The 16,163-nt window shown below is 74.5% G+C and carries 10 protein-coding genes; 4 read left to right on the top strand and 6 right to left on the bottom strand.

Features of this window, described 5'->3' with window-relative positions; all coding sequences use genetic code 11:
• The 5 genes from ACTWPW_RS59125 to ACTWPW_RS59105 form a co-directional block, all read right to left on the bottom strand.
• Positions 1–573, bottom strand: a 573-nt coding sequence (locus tag ACTWPW_RS59125) for a DNA glycosylase AlkZ-like family protein (RefSeq protein ID WP_443174242.1), incomplete at its 3' end; no start/stop codon positions are given.
• A gap of 7 nt (positions 574–580) precedes the next feature.
• Positions 581–2,698, bottom strand: coding sequence for a DUF3488 and transglutaminase-like domain-containing protein (locus ACTWPW_RS59120; protein WP_443174241.1), 2,118 nt, complete (start codon positions 2,696–2,698; stop codon positions 581–583).
• On the bottom strand, positions 2,695–3,846 hold the full coding sequence (locus tag ACTWPW_RS59115; protein ID WP_443174240.1) for a DUF58 domain-containing protein: 1,152 nt from the start codon (positions 3,844–3,846) through the stop codon (positions 2,695–2,697). Before ACTWPW_RS59115 ends, ACTWPW_RS59120 begins: the two co-directional genes overlap by 4 nt.
• Positions 3,847–4,845 (bottom strand): AAA family ATPase, encoded by a 999-nt coding sequence (locus ACTWPW_RS59110; RefSeq protein ID WP_375118810.1) that lies wholly within the window; start codon positions 4,843–4,845, stop codon positions 3,847–3,849.
• 13 nt (positions 4,846–4,858) lie between these two features.
• A complete protein-coding gene (locus ACTWPW_RS59105) occupies positions 4,859–6,976 on the bottom strand; it encodes a fibronectin type III domain-containing protein (RefSeq protein WP_443174239.1) in 2,118 nt (705 codons plus the stop codon).
• 163 nt (positions 6,977–7,139) lie between these two features.
• On the opposite strand from ACTWPW_RS59105, the gene ACTWPW_RS59100 reads away from it, so the two are divergent.
• Genes ACTWPW_RS59100 through ACTWPW_RS59090 form a run of 3 tightly spaced genes read left to right on the top strand, consistent with a single transcriptional unit; the run spans position 7,140 to position 13,099 of the window.
• Positions 7,140–8,336 (top strand): hypothetical protein, encoded by a 1,197-nt coding sequence (locus ACTWPW_RS59100; protein ID WP_443174238.1) that lies wholly within the window; start codon positions 7,140–7,142, stop codon positions 8,334–8,336.
• Positions 8,336–9,802, top strand: coding sequence for a hypothetical protein (locus ACTWPW_RS59095; RefSeq protein WP_443174237.1), 1,467 nt, complete (start codon positions 8,336–8,338; stop codon positions 9,800–9,802). Before ACTWPW_RS59100 ends, ACTWPW_RS59095 begins: the two co-directional genes overlap by 1 nt.
• 48 nt (positions 9,803–9,850) lie before the next feature.
• On the top strand, positions 9,851–13,099 hold the full coding sequence (locus tag ACTWPW_RS59090; protein ID WP_443174236.1) for a chromosome partitioning protein ParA: 3,249 nt from the start codon (positions 9,851–9,853) through the stop codon (positions 13,097–13,099).
• Between the two features lie 37 nt (positions 13,100–13,136).
• On the opposite strand, the gene ACTWPW_RS59085 is transcribed toward ACTWPW_RS59090, so the two are convergent.
• The gene (locus ACTWPW_RS59085; RefSeq protein WP_443174235.1) at positions 13,137–14,744 is read right to left on the bottom strand and encodes a citrate/2-methylcitrate synthase; all 1,608 of its coding nucleotides are present in this window, start codon (positions 14,742–14,744) and stop codon (positions 13,137–13,139) included.
• Between the two features lie 70 nt (positions 14,745–14,814).
• On the opposite strand from ACTWPW_RS59085, the gene ACTWPW_RS59080 reads away from it, so the two are divergent.
• On the top strand, positions 14,815–16,032 hold the full coding sequence (locus ACTWPW_RS59080; protein WP_443174234.1) for a LeuA family protein: 1,218 nt from the start codon (positions 14,815–14,817) through the stop codon (positions 16,030–16,032).
• The last annotated feature ends 131 nt before the right edge of the window (positions 16,033–16,163 follow it).

Here is a 16,163-nt window from a genome sequence, read left to right as displayed (position 1 = left end):
GCGGTAGCGGGTGGCCAGCTCCTTCAGCGCGCGCTCCCGGTCGGGCTCGGGGGAGACGGGGGCCCCGAGCCAGTCGGCGGCGTGCACGTACGTGGGCTTGCCGGCGCGCAGCGGACCGAGGACGGCCAGACCGTGGTGGGCGGCCAGCGCCACCAGGTGCACGATGCCCTGGCCCTGGGCCCGGCCCTTGAGGCGTTCCTCCAAGTCGGCCTTGGTGAGGGGGCCCTGGCCGGCCAGGGCGCGGGTGATCAGCGGGAGCAGGTCGTCGCCGGTGACCCCCTCCTCGGCGAGGCGGCGCAGGATGTTCGTGGCGGGGCGGGTGAGGGCGTGGATCCACGGCAGGTCGTCGGCGTGGACGAAGTGCAGGGTGCCGCGCGGGCCCCACGTCCTGACGATCTCGCGGGCCTGCCAGGCGGCCTCGACGTCGGCCGGGGTGACGGTGGCCGACCGGGCGCGGAAGGCGAGGAACGCGGAGGGGACGTCCTGGGCCTGCATGGCCGCCAGGTGCCGGACGATCTCGCCCGCGGCCAGGCCGGGCGGGCGGTGCAGGAGCTGGGCCTCGACGCTTCTCACGCGCGCATCATCTCAGGAGGAGGCGGTCGCGCAGGCGGGCCATGACGGAGGTGCGGGCTCGTACGGCCCGGCGGATGGCGTCGCTGTGCCGCCACGCCTCGGTGGCCGCCGCTTCGGTGCCGGATTCGGGGGCGTACCTGATGAAGTTGGAAATTTCGGCCAACGGCCGGAGATGTGTTGATATCTCGCCCGGTTCGCGGGACACCACGTCGCCCGCCGTCAGCGCGGCCTCCCCGCTCAGCCCCAGGTCGTCGCACGTCTGCCGCCAGGCGCCGAGCACCCGCTGCTCGGCTCCCGGTGCCCGGCGGCGGTTGCGCCGGCGCCGCCACGGCACCACGACGGCCACGACCGCGTACGCCACCAGCAGCCCGCCGCCCGCCGCCGCCGCGACCGTCCACGGGGACAGGCCCGGCGCGGCCTGCTCGTCCTGGCCTGTGGCCTGCGGCCGGGACGTCGTGGGCCGGTCGCTGCCGCCCTTGGCGAACTCGTCCTCCAGCTCCTCGCTCTCCTCGATCGCCGAGGACACGACGTCGTGGTCGTCCTTGGCGCCGCCGCGGCCCGGCGTGGGATAGAACGGCCGCCAGCCCAGCCCGTCGAACTTGATCTCCGCCCACGCCATCACGTGCCCCGACTTGACGTGGTACACCCCGCCGGACGCCTGCCCCGGCCGGAACCCCACGACCACCCGCGACGGCAGCCCGAGCGTCCTGGCCATGAGCGCGAACGTGGCCGCGAACTGCTCCGACGTCCCCCGGTGCGTGGTCTGCAGGAAGAACTCCAGCCCCTTGAGCGAGTGGCCGGGCGGCGCGGTGACGTCGTAGGTGGCGTTGGTGCGCAGGTAGCTCTGGAGCCGGTACGCCTGCTTGATCGGCGCGTCGGCGCCCTCGGTGGCCTCCTGGGCGAGCCTGCGGAAGAGCCGCTCCTGGGGGGCGTCGGGGAAGGCGGTCAGGGCCGGGTCGGACACGGGGGTGGCGGCGAGCAGGTCCCGCTTGGACGGCTTGGGCACGCGCGAGGTCACCTCGTACCCGGACCCCTTGGCGGGCTTGGCGGCGGCCAGCAGCGCCCCGCTGCCGGGGTCCACGGCCAGGCCGCGCACGCCGGTGACCTCCTGCGGCCGCTCGGCGGCGGGCAGCCAGGTGCCGGGCAGGCCGTCGAAGGTCACCTCCTGGTGTACGACGTCCGCCTCGCCCGTCCACTCCCCCGCCGGGACCCGGCCGCCGGTGGGCTGGAAGCGGGCCGCGGACGTCCAGCGCACGCCGTCGTACCGGTCGAGCACGGCCAGCCGCCAGTTGAGCGGCTTGTCCGCCTTGACGGTGAACAGGTCGCGGTCGGGGATCTGCAACCACGCCGAGACGCGGTCGAGCGGGCTGACGCTGTCCACGCGCACCGGCGGGGGCAGGTCGGCGTCGTCCCGGGGGTTGTACGGCTGGGCGGCGATCGGCAGGAGGGGGCCCGCGACCAGCGCCAGCGCGGCCAGGGCGGCGGCCACCGGGATCCCCGCCAGCAGCCAGGCCGGCGGGCGGTCGTCGCGGAGGAGGGCGAGGGCGGCGATGAGCACGAACAGCGCGCCCGTGACGAGGACGTTGGAGCCCGTGCCGTCCACGCCGAGGAGGAGGGCAACGCCGTACACGACCAGGGCGGGGACGGCGGCGGCGATCCTCGTCCCGGTGCGGTTCAGGGTCTCCGCGCCGACGGTGGCGGCCGCCCAGACGAGCGTGTGGACGAGGACCAGGAGCTCGGGGTCGGGCTGGGCGGGGAGGAGCGTGGTGAGCAGGGCGTGCCAGGAGTCGGCGACGTCCGCCAGGAGGGCGGGGGTGAGGGTCCGGTAGAGGGGGACGGTTCCGGCCAGCCAGAGGACCAGGTCCAGGGCAAGGGCCAGCCAGAGGGGGCGGGCGCGGGTGAGGGCGGCGACGATCGCGGGGGCCGTGGCGGCGGGGATCACGGCGAGCAGCAGCTCGGCGCCCGGGAAGACGCGGTGGAAACCCCATCCGGCCGTGGCGGCCGTGGCCGCGACCAGCGCGAGCCCGGCCAGGCGACGCCACATCGACCCCTCCCGCGCCCGCGCCCGCGGCCCGGTCGGCGGGCGGCGGCGCGCGGCCGCCCGGCCGTGGCCGCCCGGCGTCATCGGGCCCCCCATGCGAGCGGGAGCTCGTCCAGGGACGTGATGCGGATGAGCCGCACGCCCGGCGGGGCGGCCGGGGCGGGGGCGGTGCCCACGTACACGCAGATGACGCGGTCGAAGCGGCGCCGCACCCCCGCGACCCGCCCCGCCTCCGAGGGATCGCCCGTCACCAGCACCAGCGAGCCGCCGCCGCGCGCCGCCCGCAGCGCCTCCGAGACCCCCGACGTGCCCGCCGTCACCAGGGCCAGCCGGTCCAGGACCGTCTCGGCGTCCGTCCTGGTATCGGGCCTGCTGTCCGGCCTGCTGCCCGGTAGGGCGCCGTCGCCGGTCAGGACGCGTACGGGGAAACCGGCCCGGGCGGCGGCCACCGCGACCGAGGCGGCGGCGTCCACCGCGGGCTCGGTCAGACCTCGCGTGTCGAGCAGGATCGTCGTGGTCGGCAGGCTGGCGTCGATGAGCTGGCGGACCATGAGCGTGCCCGTGCGGGCGCTGGATCGCCAGTGGACGTGGCGCAGGTCGTCGCCCAGCACGTATTCGCGCAGGGTGTGGAAGGTGACCGTGCCGCTGGGGGCGTTGTCGCTGACCGGGCCCTCCAGGTGGTGGGCCTTGCCGGAGGGCGGGACGGGCAGGGCGACCGTGCGGGGGCGTACCAGGAGGGTGGCGGGCAGGCCGTACTCGCGGACCCGGCGGGTGAGCCCGAACGGGTCGGCGCGGACGAGCATGAGGGGCCCGACCGGGATCTCCCCGCGCGCCCCGGTCGGCAGCGCGTACGTGACCGTGCGCCCGGCCCCCTTGGGCAGCCTGGGCAGGTCGATCGTGTGCTCGGAGGCGCCGATCCGGTCCTGGGCGCGCAGCCCCGACAGCCCGCGGCGGCCGAGGTTGGTCACGTTCAGGACGGCCACGGCGGCGTCCCCGCGCGGCACCTTGAGCGGCGTGACCTCCCGGTGGACCTCCAGCCTGGGCCGCGGAGCGGTCCACGCCAGGGCCGTGGCCAGCGCGAGCAGCGCGCCGGTGGCGAGCACGACGGGTTCGGGGTAGCCGAGCGCGAACCCCGCCGCGTACAGCACGACGGCCCCGGCCAGCGTGCCCCGGCCCAGCGGGGTCAGCACCGCGGTGAGCCGCGTCCGGGCGGCGGGTGGCGAGGGGTGCACCTAGGCCGCCTGCGGCACCGGCATCCCGGCGAGGATCTCGCCGAGCACGGCGGCCCCGGTAACCTCGCGCAGCTCGGCCTCCGGCGTGAGGATCAGGCGGTGCGCCAGCACCGGTACGGCCAGCGCCTTCACGTCCTCCGGCACCACGAAGTGCCGCCCGGCCGCGGCCGCCTTGACGCGCGCCGCGCGCAGCAGCGCCAGGCTGCCACGGGGGCTGGCGCCGAGCCGCAGGTGCGGGCTGGTACGGGTGGCGCCGCACAGCGCCACGATGTAGTCGTAGACCGGATCGGCCACGTGGATCCGCGAGGCGAAGTCGATCATCCCGGCCACGTCCGACGCCCGCGCCACCACCGGCAGCCGCTCGACCTGCGGCCCCGTCGGCATGCCCTTGAGCACCTCGACCTCGGAGACGTGGTCCGGGTACCCGACGGAGATCTTCATCAGGAACCGGTCGAGCTGGGCCTCGGGCAGCGGGTACGTGCCGTCCATGTCCACCGGGTTCTGCGTGGCCACCACCAGGAACGGCCGGGGCACCGGGTGCGGCTCGGCGTCCACCGTGACCCGGCGCTCCTCCATGACCTCCAGCAGCGCGGCCTGGGTCTTCGGGGAGGCCCGGTTGATCTCGTCGGCGAGCACGATGTTGGCGAAGACCGGCCCGTGGTGGAACTCGAACTTCTGGTGCGCCTGATTGAAGATCGACACGCCGGTGATGTCGCTGGGCAGCAGGTCGGGGGTGAACTGGATGCGCCGCCACTCCGCGTCCACGCTGGCCGCGAGCGAGCGGGCCAGCGTGGTCTTGCCGGTGCCGGGGACGTCCTCCACGAGCAGGTGCCCCTCGGCGAACAGGCAGACCAGGGCCAGCTCGATGGCCTCGTGCTTGCCCCGGATGATGCGCTCGATGTTGGTGGCCAGGAGCTGGAACCGCTGGGCGAACTGGCCGGCGAGCTGCTGCTGAGGTTGCGGCTGTTGCTGCTGGTCCGGGTAGTTGTAGTGGGTCAACTGAGTCCCCTTCTCAGTCGGTGCACTCGAAGAGCGGTCCCTCGGGGAAACCGCCGTCCGGGGTCGCCACCAGGGTGTCGTTCAGGTAGCCGTTGCCGTACTGGCTCTCGATCCGGTTCCAGATGTCGCTGGACCTGCCGGTGGAGGTGTCGGTGTACGAGGCGCCCTTGACCTGGCAGATCACCGTCAGGGTGATGTACACCTTCTGCGGGATCCTGCCAGCTTCCCCGCTGGGCGACGGCCCCGGGCGGATGAGCGTGTTGGTGTCCTCGTTGCTGGCGTTCTTGTACTGCTGCCTCGGGTAGGCCAGGTCCACCTCGGTGGTGGCCACGTCGGGGCTCTCGCCGGCCGCGTTCCTGGCCTTGAGCTTGAAGGTGTGCTTCTGGTTGTTCTTCAGGCCGTCCACGGTGAACGTGGTGCCCTTGATGGCGTTGTTCGTGGCCGCGCCGGTGAGCTCGTACGTGGTGGCGTCGTCGGCGCCCTCGGGGGCGGTCCAGCTCAGCTCGGCGCCCCGGTTCTTGGCCTTGGCCGCGAACCCGGTCGGCGAGCCGGGCGCCACGCACGGCTTGGCCCCGGGGCTCGGCTCGGACTCGACCTCGCCGCCCCGCCAGTGCGCGACCACCACGAACGTGTACTCGTTCGCGCAGTCCCCGCCCGTGAACTCGAACTGGAACGGCCCGTTAGCGTCCACCGACTGCGGGACGGACCTGCCCTCGCCCGACGGCTTCAGCGTGTACCGCTCGACCTTGCCACCGGCGGACGGGGTGAAGGTCACGGTCACCCTGCCGGGGCCCGACCTGGCGCTGACGGCGCCGGGCGCGGAGGGCGCGCTCGCCGACGGGGTCGGGGTCGAGGTCGGGGTCGGGCTGGGGGTCGCTTCCCTGGTGGGCTCGCGCGTCGGCGTGGGGCGGGGCCGCTCCGTGGTCTTGACCGGGTCCGGCTCCGGCACCGGGTCGGGCCGGGTCTCGGTCTTGGTGGGCTCGGGGCGCGGCGTCTTGGGCTTGGGGTTGTTGGTCGGCCCCGGTACGTCGGAGTCGTCCTTGGCGACGTCGTGCTTGCGGCCCTCGGGGTCGATGACGACGGCCTTGTCGCCGTTCTCGTCGTTCGCCCAGAGCAGGCCGTCCTTGACGAACACGTCCACCGGGCCCGGCCTCTGGGTCACCTGGAGCGTGGTCGGTTGGCCGCCGGCCGCGCTGTCCCAGACGATCAGCGAGCCGCGGCCCTGGTGCGGCACGTACACCTTGGAGCCGAGCACCTGCGGCACCCCCAGCTGGGCGGGGTCGTCCACGGCGAACTTGGTGCTGAGCACGGAATTGGAGCCGGTGTCGATCACCACGAGCAGCCCCGAGTCGCCGGACGTCAGGATCGGCACCAGGGCGCCCTCGGTGGCGGCCGGGGTGAGCACGCCGCCCTTGGCGGCCTGGGCCACGCCCTTGGGCAGCGTGATCTCCCCGATGCCGCCGTCCGCGCCGATGATCGTGGCGGTGGCGGCCCGGGTGTTGACCACGACGGGCAGGTCGCCGGCGATGGTGACCGACAGCTCCTCGCCGGGCTCGCCCACCCTGACCGGGCTCTCCGCCACGCCCCCGGCGACCGGTACGACCTCGCCCTTGGCCGTCACGGGCACCCACAGCCGCCCGCCACTGTCGATGCGGGCCGCGCCGAGCGGGCCGGGCAGGGTGACCGGGGAGCCCACGGAGTCGAGCGTGAGCGGGTCGATCTGCTGGATCCGGCCGGCCGCCGGGTCCACCGCGTACGCGGCGGCGCCGGACACCGCGAGCTGCAGCCCGGCCGCCCCGAAGTCGCGGGTCTGGGCCACGCTGAGCTGGCTGGGCTCGATGCGGCTGACGTAGCCGGTGCCGTCGTCCACGAGCAGCACGTTGCCGCCGTCCTGCACGACGCGCAGCCGGCGGCCCGCCTTGTCGTCGAGGTAGCCGTCGACCTCACCGGACAGGCCGTTGACGTGCACGATCTTGCCCCTGGCCTTCGTCCAGAGCCAGGCTCCGACGTCGGCCAGCTTGGGGTTGGCGCTGGACACGCCCACGCCGAACCAGGCCGCCGCGGCCACCAGGATCGCCGCCACGGCACCGGCGATCACCGCCGTGATCCGATCGCCTCGGAGCACGCGCACCGTCACTCACCCCGTATGTACGATTACTAAGCGTTTGCCCCCGTATTATCGGGCATCACCCTAGCGTTCAGCAGTCCCTCACGCGTAGGTACTGGCTGGTAGCAGTGGGCGTCGTGGTGCGCGAGTGCCAAGAGTGTCGGTGTGACGCCGTACCTTAGTGCCCGTGTCCGAACAGCCCCTGACCCTCGACTCCGTCCTCACCGACGAGGCGGTCCTGTCGACCTATCGCCGCATGTTCGCCGCGCTGGCCCGCGACAGCGGGGCGGTGGTCGACGACCCGGCCCTGGTCGACATCGCCGAGACGCTGTTCGCGGCGTTCGCGGAGGCGGGCGAGGAGTGGCTGACCCACGAGCAGATGCGCTTCGCCTGCCGGGCCTACCCGGCCGACCAGTTCGACAACCGGCTGCGGGTGCTCAAGGGGCTCGGGGCGATCCGCGAGGTGTTCCCCAAGCCCAACCAGCTCCGTTACCGGGCCTCGTTCACCAGCGTGGTCGGGCTGATGTTCATCCGGCGGATGATGGACGACGGCGGGCAGTCGGAGATGCACCGGCTGCTGGCGCTGGAAGACCTCAACGTGGCCGACCCGCGCACCACGATGGAGGAGGCCCGGCAGAGCGCGGTCAACCTGGCGCGCGCCTTCCGGCTGTGGGCGCTGGAGCTGATCACGCTCAGCACGGGCACGATCGAGGAGCTGCGCGAGCAGGCGCCCAAGCTGTGGGGCACCGAGGAGATCGCGCGGCGGGCGCAGGGACTGCACGGCACGATCCTGACCCGCTGGCCGGAGCTCGACCGGACCTGCACCGACCTGCGGGCGGCCATCTACGCCTACAGCGACGCCTCCCGCCGGGCGGCCGGCCGCCTGGCCGACTCGGCGGGCACCACCCGCAACCTGACGCTGCTGCCGACGGAGACGTGGCGCACGTTCGCGCAGACGGCGTCCAGGGAGCGGCTGGCGGCGGTGCTCGACGGGTTCGTCTTCGACGCGCCGGCGCCGTGGCACGACCCGGCCGCCGTCGCCCGCGCCGTGGACGAGGCCCCGCGCCCCGCCCCCGCCCAGCCCACTCCCCCGCGCTCCAACCTCCCCGATCCGGGGCCGGAGTCCGCGCTCGACTCCTCGCCCAACGCGGCCCTCGAACGCCTGACGGAGGTGGCGGAGTCGCTGCTCGGGCCGGCCGATCGGGTGGCGCTGGGCGACGTGCTCGGCTCCGACTGGCCCTCGGCGCGCCGTCTCCTCGCCGACCTGACGACCGTGGACCTGCGGCCCGAGCTGCCTTATCGGCTGGCTTGGGCGGACGGGCTGACGATCGACCCGGATCGCGAGCCCGCGTGGCTCTCGCACGGCTACCTGGAGCGCAGCTGATGACCGACGAACAGCACCCTGAGGCCCGCGCCCGGGCCCTGGCGCATGCTCAGGCGCGGGCCGGTGGGCCGCTGCGGCTCGGGGCCGGGGTGGCGGCGGCGCCCGGGATGGTGCGGTTGACCCGGCCCGACTCCACCGGCGAGGCCCTGCCCGGGTGGCCCGACGGGGTGACGCCCTCTCTCCTGGACGAATACCAGGTGGCGCCGCTCCCCGTGGAGCGGTCCTGTGAGACCCGGCGGGCTCTGGCGGCGGTGCTCAAGTGCTGCTGGACCGACCTGTCCGTGGATCCGTGGCCCGGGGCTCCGGCGCCCGTGGAGCTGGTGCTCGACACCTATCGCGAGCTGATCGGCCGCACCGACGACCTGATGCGCAACTGGGCGGTCGGCGCGCTGCGGCGGCTGCACGACTCCGCCTGGATCGTGATGGACGACGGTCTGGTCGTCCTCGGGCCGCGCTGCGCCCTGTGGCCGGTGGAGTCGCACGCGCAACTGCAGGAGCTGGTGCGCCGGCTGCCCGAGCCCGCGCGCCCCGAGCTGACCGTGGTCGGCGACGCCGACATCATCGCCGCCGCCCGCCCGGGGCTCACCCCGCCGGGCGGCACCGCCGGTCCCGACCTCGCCGCGGCCGGCGCGGCCGGTGGCCCCGGGCAGCCCCTGGACGGCGAGGACGACCGGCCCGGACCGTCCGCGGCACACGACGATCACGACCCCGGACCCGGCGCGGACGACCGATCCGGGCTCGGTGCGGCGGGTGGCGGCTCCGGCTCTGCCGGGGCTCTGGCGGTGACCGGCGGCGGCGAGGCCGCCGGTGCCGGAGGGCGGGTCGAAGGGGGGCCGGCCGAGTTCGACGATCTGCTGGGCGGATACGACGAGCGGCGGCGGGCCGAGCTGGTGGCGGCGTTCATGGTGGTCGAGCATGCGGCGGAGCCGGTGCAGGAGGTGCGGTTCGCCGCCCTGCGCGACCCGGCGCTGCGCCACACGCTGGGCGAGATGCTGGCCAGGCGCGGCCGTACGCTGATCCAGCACCGCGACCGCTGGACCTCCGGCTACGCCGACACCGTCGCCGCCCGCATCGGCGCGCCCGAAGCGGCGGCGGGCACCCGGCTCGGGGTGAGCGAGCGGGCGGTGCTGGCGCTCGTGCTCGTGCACTCCGTCGCCATCCCGAGGGCCGAGGGGCTGCTGCCCGAGGACTCATGGTTGTCGCCGCACCCCACGCCGGTCGACGAGCTGCGCCGCCACACCCAGCTCCCCATCGGCGAGCTGGAGGCGGCGCTGCGGACGTTGCGGCACGCGGGGCTGCTCGGCCAGGTGAAGGCAGGTGAGGAGGCGGGCGGTTACGTGCCGGGGCCGCAGTTCCACCGGCTCACCCCGGCCGCGCGGCGGCGGCTGCAGGAGGAGTTGATCCTGGCGGCGGGGCCGAGCACGCCGCTGGCGGCCGCCGTACTGGCTCGAAGATCTGCCCGGTGACGGGCAGGCCGGCGTTGAACACGGATGGAAGGGTTACGGGGGTAAGAGGTGTCGCAGGTGGAGAACGTCGTCGGGGACCGGGTGCTGATCGCCGTGCAGGCGGTCAACATCTCACGGCTGTCCACCCATCCGGTGCCCACCGTCCCCGGCACGCTCATCGTGGTGGCGGGCGCGGGGCCCAAGGACTCCAACGGGGCGGGCAAGTCGTCGTTCATCGCCTCGATCACGGCGCTGCTCGGTGACGAGCAATGGCGCTTCGCCTCGGGTGCGAAGGCGGTGTCGGAGCTGCTGTTCAACGCGGAGCTGGCCAGCGGCGCAGGGGCTCGGCAGTGGGCGAGCGCCGACCACGGTTACATCGTGGGCGTCTTCGGCCCGCCCGGCATGGACGGCTTCGCCCCCGCCCCGCCTGCCGACGCGCCTGCCGACGGGGCTGCCGACGGCGGCCCTGGGCCGGGAGGCGGGTCCGGGGAGGGGGCGGGCGCGGAGCTCGTGCTCGGGGACGCCGCGGAGGCGGGGGGAGAGCTGTTCGAGGTGCCTGACACCTCCGGCGGGGCCCTGACCGTGTGGCTGAAGGTCAACCAGGAGGCGCCGCACCTCGAGATCCGCTGGCGGGACGGGGTGCATCTGGCGGCGTCGCCGTCCGAGGCCGAGCGGGTGGCGCGGGCGGACGAGATCTGGGCGTCGCTGCCGAAGTCGGCCGGGCGGCGTGACGTCGTGGCCCGCGACCTGACCAAGGTGCTCTACGGCGACCGGGTCAGGTGCGTGTCGTTCCTGTCCACCTCCGTACGCAGCAAGGTCGCCACCAACCTGCTCTCCCAGCCGCTCAACGAGATCTCCCCCGAGCGCGTCTTCGAGGCCATCGCCGCGCTCACCGGCCTGGACGCCGAGCTGGAGCAGGAGCGCGAGGCCCGGCGCGACGAGCACGCCAAGCGCGTACGCGCGGCGCAGGCGGCGGACCGGCTGGCCGAGTTCGAGGCGGAGTCGAAGGCGCTGCTGAGCACGTTCGACCGGCGGGACCAGGCGCGGGTGCGGCTGGCGGACGCGCTGCGGTGCTGGCGCGGGCGGCAGGCGCGCAAGCTGGCCGACGCCGCGGGCAAGGACGAGACGCTGGCCGCCGACCTGGAGCGGCACCGCGCGGCCGGCGAGGCGGCCGCCGAGGCGATCGCCATGGTCAAGGCGGAGATCGGCACGCTGCGGGAGGACACCCTCGACCGGCAGGTCTCGCAGGCCCGCAAGGAGCTGACGGCCATGCAGGCGCGGGCGGCCAAGCTCGACGCCGACCGCGCCGTGGCGGAGAACTCCGCCGACGAGCTGCGCGGGCTGATCCCGGCGCTGGAGGAGACCCGCCGGTTCGCGGACGGGCGCGACGTGCCCACGGCGGAGAGGGAGCTGGGCGAGGTACGCCTGCGGCTCAACGAGTCGCTCAAGGCGCTCGGGGTGGCCGACCGGGAGGTGTCCTCGGCGCAGGCGGCGCTGGACGACGCCGAGGGCGGACCCGCGGCGGCACAGCTCAACGCGCTGGCGGCGGCGGGGATCGGCGCGACCGGCCTGCTCGACGCGCTCGACGTGGCCGAGCAGGCCCGCGACGCCGCCCACACCCCCTCCTCCACCCACCTCCGCACCGACGGCGGTGGCGCTGATGGCGAAGGTGGCGGGCAGGCGCTGGGTGAGGTGCTCAGGGCGCGCTACGGCAAGGCGCAGGCCGCCGCACCCGCCACGGCTGACGGCGGCGCGCGGGTCGCCGGTTCCGGGGCCGTGGCGATCGGGGAGTTGCGGGGGTGGCCGAACGAGCATGCGGTGATCGTGGATGCCGCGCAGCTCGACGCCGCCGCCTCCGCCCTGGCCGGTCTGCCGGGGTCCGTGCTGGTCAGCGCGGCCGGGGTGAGCGTCGTCGGGGCCTTCGACGGGGTGGCGACCGGGCGGGAGGCCCGGATCAAGGCCGCTGAGCAGCGGCTCAACCGGGCCAAGGACGTTCAGGAGAGCGCCGCGCAGGCCGTACGCGATGGGGAGGAGGCCGTCGCGGAGGCGCAGCGGCGGCTGGAGGGGGCCAGGGCCGGGGTGCGGCTGGCCGAGCTGGAGGCGAAGCTCGGCGAGCGGCGGGCCAGGCTCGGCGAGCTGAACGCGGCCATCGAAGAGCTGGCCCCGAAGGTCGCCGAGGCCGAGCGGCAGGCGGGCTCGCTGGACTTCCGGGCGCGTACCAGGGACATGGAGATCGAGCGGCTGGAGGGCCGCCGGCAGCGGCACGAGGCCGAGCGGGCACAGGCGCGCGAGCAGGAGACGAAGGTCGGCGCGGAGCGGGAGGCGCTCAAGCTGGCCGCGCTGGCCGCCGACTGGGGCGGCACGACCGAGACCGCCCGCGAATGGCTCGCCGCGCTGCCCGAGGACGAGCGGCCCCGCGCGGCCGAGGAGTGGTGGCGGATCGCCGAGCGCCACCTCGACCAGGCGTTGCGCGACACGTTCCCGGAGGAGGAGGCGGAGGTCCCGGAGGAGCTGCGCTTCCTGCTGAGCGAGCGGGAGGGCAGCACGGCGCGCGAGCAGGCGACGTTCGCGGCGGTGTGCGGGTCGCTGGCGTCGTACCTGCGGGGGCAGGAGGAATATGAGCGGCACCAGCGGCGGCAGATCGAGGCGCAGATCGTCTCCCGGCAGCGCGACCTGGCGGCGGCGGCCAGGGGCGCGGAGGAGGCGGCCCAGTCGACGGCCGTGCACCGGGCGGCGCTGACGGCGGCGATCAAGGCGCGGCTCACTCGGGTGGCCGAGGAGTTCGACAAGCTCGACACGTCGTACGGAGGTTACGGCGCGACGCTGGAGTTCCCGGTGCCGCCCGCACCCGCCGATCCCGAGCAGCGCTGGCAGTGGCGGGTGACCCCGAAGTGGCGGCGCGGCGAGGGGCAGGGGTTCGTGCCGTACAACCGGCGGGCCAACACGGCGCTCATGGACGAGAAGGCCGTCAAGCTGGTGTGCGCGGCGGCCATCGCCTCGTCCGGGGGCGGGCACCTGTGCCTGGTGCTCGACGAGCTGGGCCGCAACCTGGGCAAGGAGCACCGCAGGGAGGCGGTGGCGCTGTTCAGGCGGATCGGGGAGACGTACGGGATCACGGTGATCGGGGCGCTGCAGGACGACATGGAGCCGTACGCGATCGACGCCTGCGGGCAGTACATCAAGCTGCGGCGGTCGTCGGACGCGATGCCGTACAACGAGCCGCCGGTGATCGTCGGGCACGACCAGCACGCCGAGCGGGTGCGGGCGCTGTCCGCGTACGTCGACCGGGGCGTGCCGCCCGCACCGGCCCTCACGTGAGGCCTCCGGGGGCGTGGTTGGCGGCTTGGCAGGCGGTTCAAGCGATCGGCGGGCCCGTGTAGGAGGCGCGCAGGCGGAGGAGGGAGCCGCGTTCGTACTCCTCCATCGCGTGTGCCAGCCATCCCGCCACCCTGGCCACCGCGAAGATCGCCTCGCCCGCGCCGCTCACCATGCCGGTGACGGCGGCGAGGGCGGCGAGGGCGAAGTCGATGTTGCGGTCGGGCAGGCGGCGTCGGCGCATCTCGGCCAGCACGGCGTCCACCGCGGCGATGCGCTCGTGTCCGGGCGCGGCGTCCCTGACCAGGTCGAGCAGGAGGCCGCCGCGGCCGTCGCCGTTCTTGTAGACGCTGTGGCCGAAGCCGGGGATGCGCTCGCCACGCCGTACGCGCTCGGCGATGGCGCGGGCGGCCTGGCCGGGCTCGGCGATCTCGGCCAGCAGGCGTTCGGCGCCGTACGCCGCGCCGCCGTGCAGCGGGCCGCCGAGCACGCCGAGGCCGGTCAGGACCACGGCGTACGGGTCGGCCTTGGCGGAGGCGGCGACCCTGGCGGCCAAGGTCGAGGCGGCCAGTTCGTGGTCGGCGAGCAGGACCAGGGCGGCGCGCAGCGCTCCGAGCAGGGCCGGGGTGGCGGGGTGGGGGCACAGGCGGGGCCACAGGCGTTCGGCGATCGAGCCGCCCTGCGGCGGGTCGCCGACCAGGGGGAGCGCGTCCACCAGGCCCGCGATCAGGCGGCGGCCGGTGGCGGCGACCGAGGCGGGGTCGAGCTGGTAGCGCAGGGAGTCGGACGCGCCCAGGACCGTGGTGACCACCTGGAGGCGGTCGAGGGGCAGGAGGTCGGCGGGCAGGCCGCGCTGGGCGGCGACGGCGGCCCGCAGCCCCTCCTCGGGCTCACACCGCCACACCTCAGAACCCCACACCCTCGCTGCCCCGTCGCCTTCGGGGGTTCCCGACCGCACCGACGGTCCTTCACCTTGGGGGGTTCCCGACGGCACTGACGGCCCCCCACCTTCGGGGGTGTCCGACGGCCCCCTGCCTTCGGGAGTGCCCGGCGGCACGGATGGCCGGTCGGCGCCGGGGATGCCCGACTGCGCAGGCCGCCCACCGTCGCCGCCAATGCGCGACCTCACGGACGGCTCGGCGTCGTCGGCGGCCGGCCGCAGGGTCGGCCTGCCGGCCTCGGGGGTGCGCGACCGCTCAGGTGGCCTGCCGTCTCCGGCGTGCGGGCCACTGGACGGGGCGGTCTCGCGGGCGTGCGGCTGCACCGGTGGTGTGCCGTCGTGGGCGGCCGGGGGGCCGCTCTGAGACGGGCGGGGGGTGTGCCAGAGGGTGCGGTCGCCTGTCCACAACCATTCCGCCACCGTCTCGAACGGGGTCGTACGGGCCAGGCTGAGGGCGTCGATGCCCCGGTAGTACGGCCGGTCCACGCCCAGGGCCGTCAGGGCGGACTCGATGACCAGCTCCGGCGGCTGGCTGCGCGGGCGACCTCGGCGGGCCAGCTGTTCGATCTCCTCGGCCGAGAAGAGGCTGCGTCGGCCGTCGTCGCTGTGCCGGCGGCTCAGCACGCCCCGGCTCACGTACGCGTAGAGCGTGGCGGGCTTCACCCCGAGCCGCTCCGACGCCGTGGCCACGTCGATCCACTCCACCATGCACCCACGCCTTCCATGTTGACGAAAATCAATATTGATACACGTTGAATGCGCATGTCAACGTGGAGGCATGCCCAAAATCCATTTCCTCGACGTGACCAACCGGGACGGCGTGCAGACCGCGCGCACCGGGCTGTCGAAGTTCGGCAAGACCATGGTCAACTTCTATCTGGCCAAGCTCGGGGTGGCGCAGTCCGAGATCGGTTTCCCCTTCCTCTTCCACGAGGTCCCGTACGTCAGGGCGCAGGTCGCGCTGGGCGAGGCGGGAGCGTTCGGGGAGCTGAGGCTGTCCGGGTGGTGCCGGGGCGTGCCGCAGGACGTGGAGAAGGCGGCGCCACTCGGCCTGAAGCACTACAACCTGTCCATCTCGACGTCCGACTACATGATCCAGAACAAGTTCCGGGGCCGCCTGGACCGGGACGCGATCATCAGGGAGATGACCGCCGCGGTCCGCGTGGCCAAGGACGCGGGGGCGCTGACGGTGGGGGTGAACGCCGAGGACGGCTCGCGTACCGACGACGGGTTCCTGCTGGAGTTCGCGCTGGCGGCCAAGCAGGCGGGCGCCGACCGCGTACGTTACTGCGACACGATCGGCGGCGACACGCCCGACCGGATCCGCGAGCGCTTCGCCAAGCTGGCCGCGGGCACCTCGATGCCGGTCGAGACCCACTGCCACAACGACCTGGGCATGGCCGTGGCCAACTCGGTGTCGGGCGCGCTCGGCGACCTGGACGCCGGGCAGGACGCGTGGATCAACACCTGCGTGAACGGCATCGGCGAGCGCTCCGGCAACGCCGACCTGCTCTCGACGATCCTGGCGTTCCGGCACGGGTTCGGGCTCGACGGGGCCGAGATCGGGGACGCGCTGAACTTGGCGTGGGCGCGCAGGTTCGGGCTGTGGGCTAGTTACGCGCTGGGGCAGCCGCTGCCGTACAACCAGGTCGGGGTGGGGCGCAACGCGTTCGCGCACGAGTCGGGCATCCACGCCGACGGCGCGCTGAAGGACCACGGCAACTACGAGCTGTACGACGAGGCGACGCTGGGCCCGTTCCCCGAGGACTGGCACGCGCGGCCGGGCCGGGTGGTGCTGACCGGCGAGTACGGCGGCAAGGCCGGGTTCCGGCACGTCATGGACGGCCTCGGGGTCGAGGTGGCCGATGAGGAGCTGTCGTTCCGGCTGGTCCAGCTCTGCAACGCGATGACGGGCAGGCCGCTCACGGACGACGAGCTGCGCCTGATCGCGGCCTACCCGCGTGAGTTGTCGCTGATGTTCCCCGGTTACGCCTGACCCTCACGCGGCGGGAGGCCGGTGAACCTCCGGGCCACGCCGCCCGGCGCCCAGAGGGCCGGGCCGCTCGGCGGGCTGAGGACCAGACCGCTCGGCAAGCTGAGGGCCGGGGCGCTGGGCAGGCTGAGGGC

Origin of the sequence: Nonomuraea sp. KM90 (genome assembly GCF_052246675.1) — a bacterium.
Taxonomy (GTDB): Bacteria; Actinomycetota; Actinomycetes; order Streptosporangiales; family Streptosporangiaceae; genus Nonomuraea.
The sequence above is the reverse complement of the archived record's forward strand: the minus strand, read 5'-3'. Positions and strand labels throughout refer to the sequence as shown.

Bases quoted from the DNA above. Each gene is read 5' to 3' on its own strand.
- ACTWPW_RS59120 (WP_443174241.1), bottom strand. From the start codon at position 2,698: ATGACGCCGGGCGGCCACGGCCGGGCGGCCGCGCGCCGCCGCCCGCCG.
- ACTWPW_RS59095 (WP_443174237.1), top strand. From the start codon at position 8,336: ATGACCGACGAACAGCACCCTGAGGCCCGCGCCCGGGCCCTGGCGCAT.
- ACTWPW_RS59085 (WP_443174235.1), bottom strand. From the start codon at position 14,744: ATGGTGGAGTGGATCGACGTGGCCACGGCGTCGGAGCGGCTCGGGGTG.
- ACTWPW_RS59080 (WP_443174234.1), top strand. From the start codon at position 14,815: ATGCCCAAAATCCATTTCCTCGACGTGACCAACCGGGACGGCGTGCAG.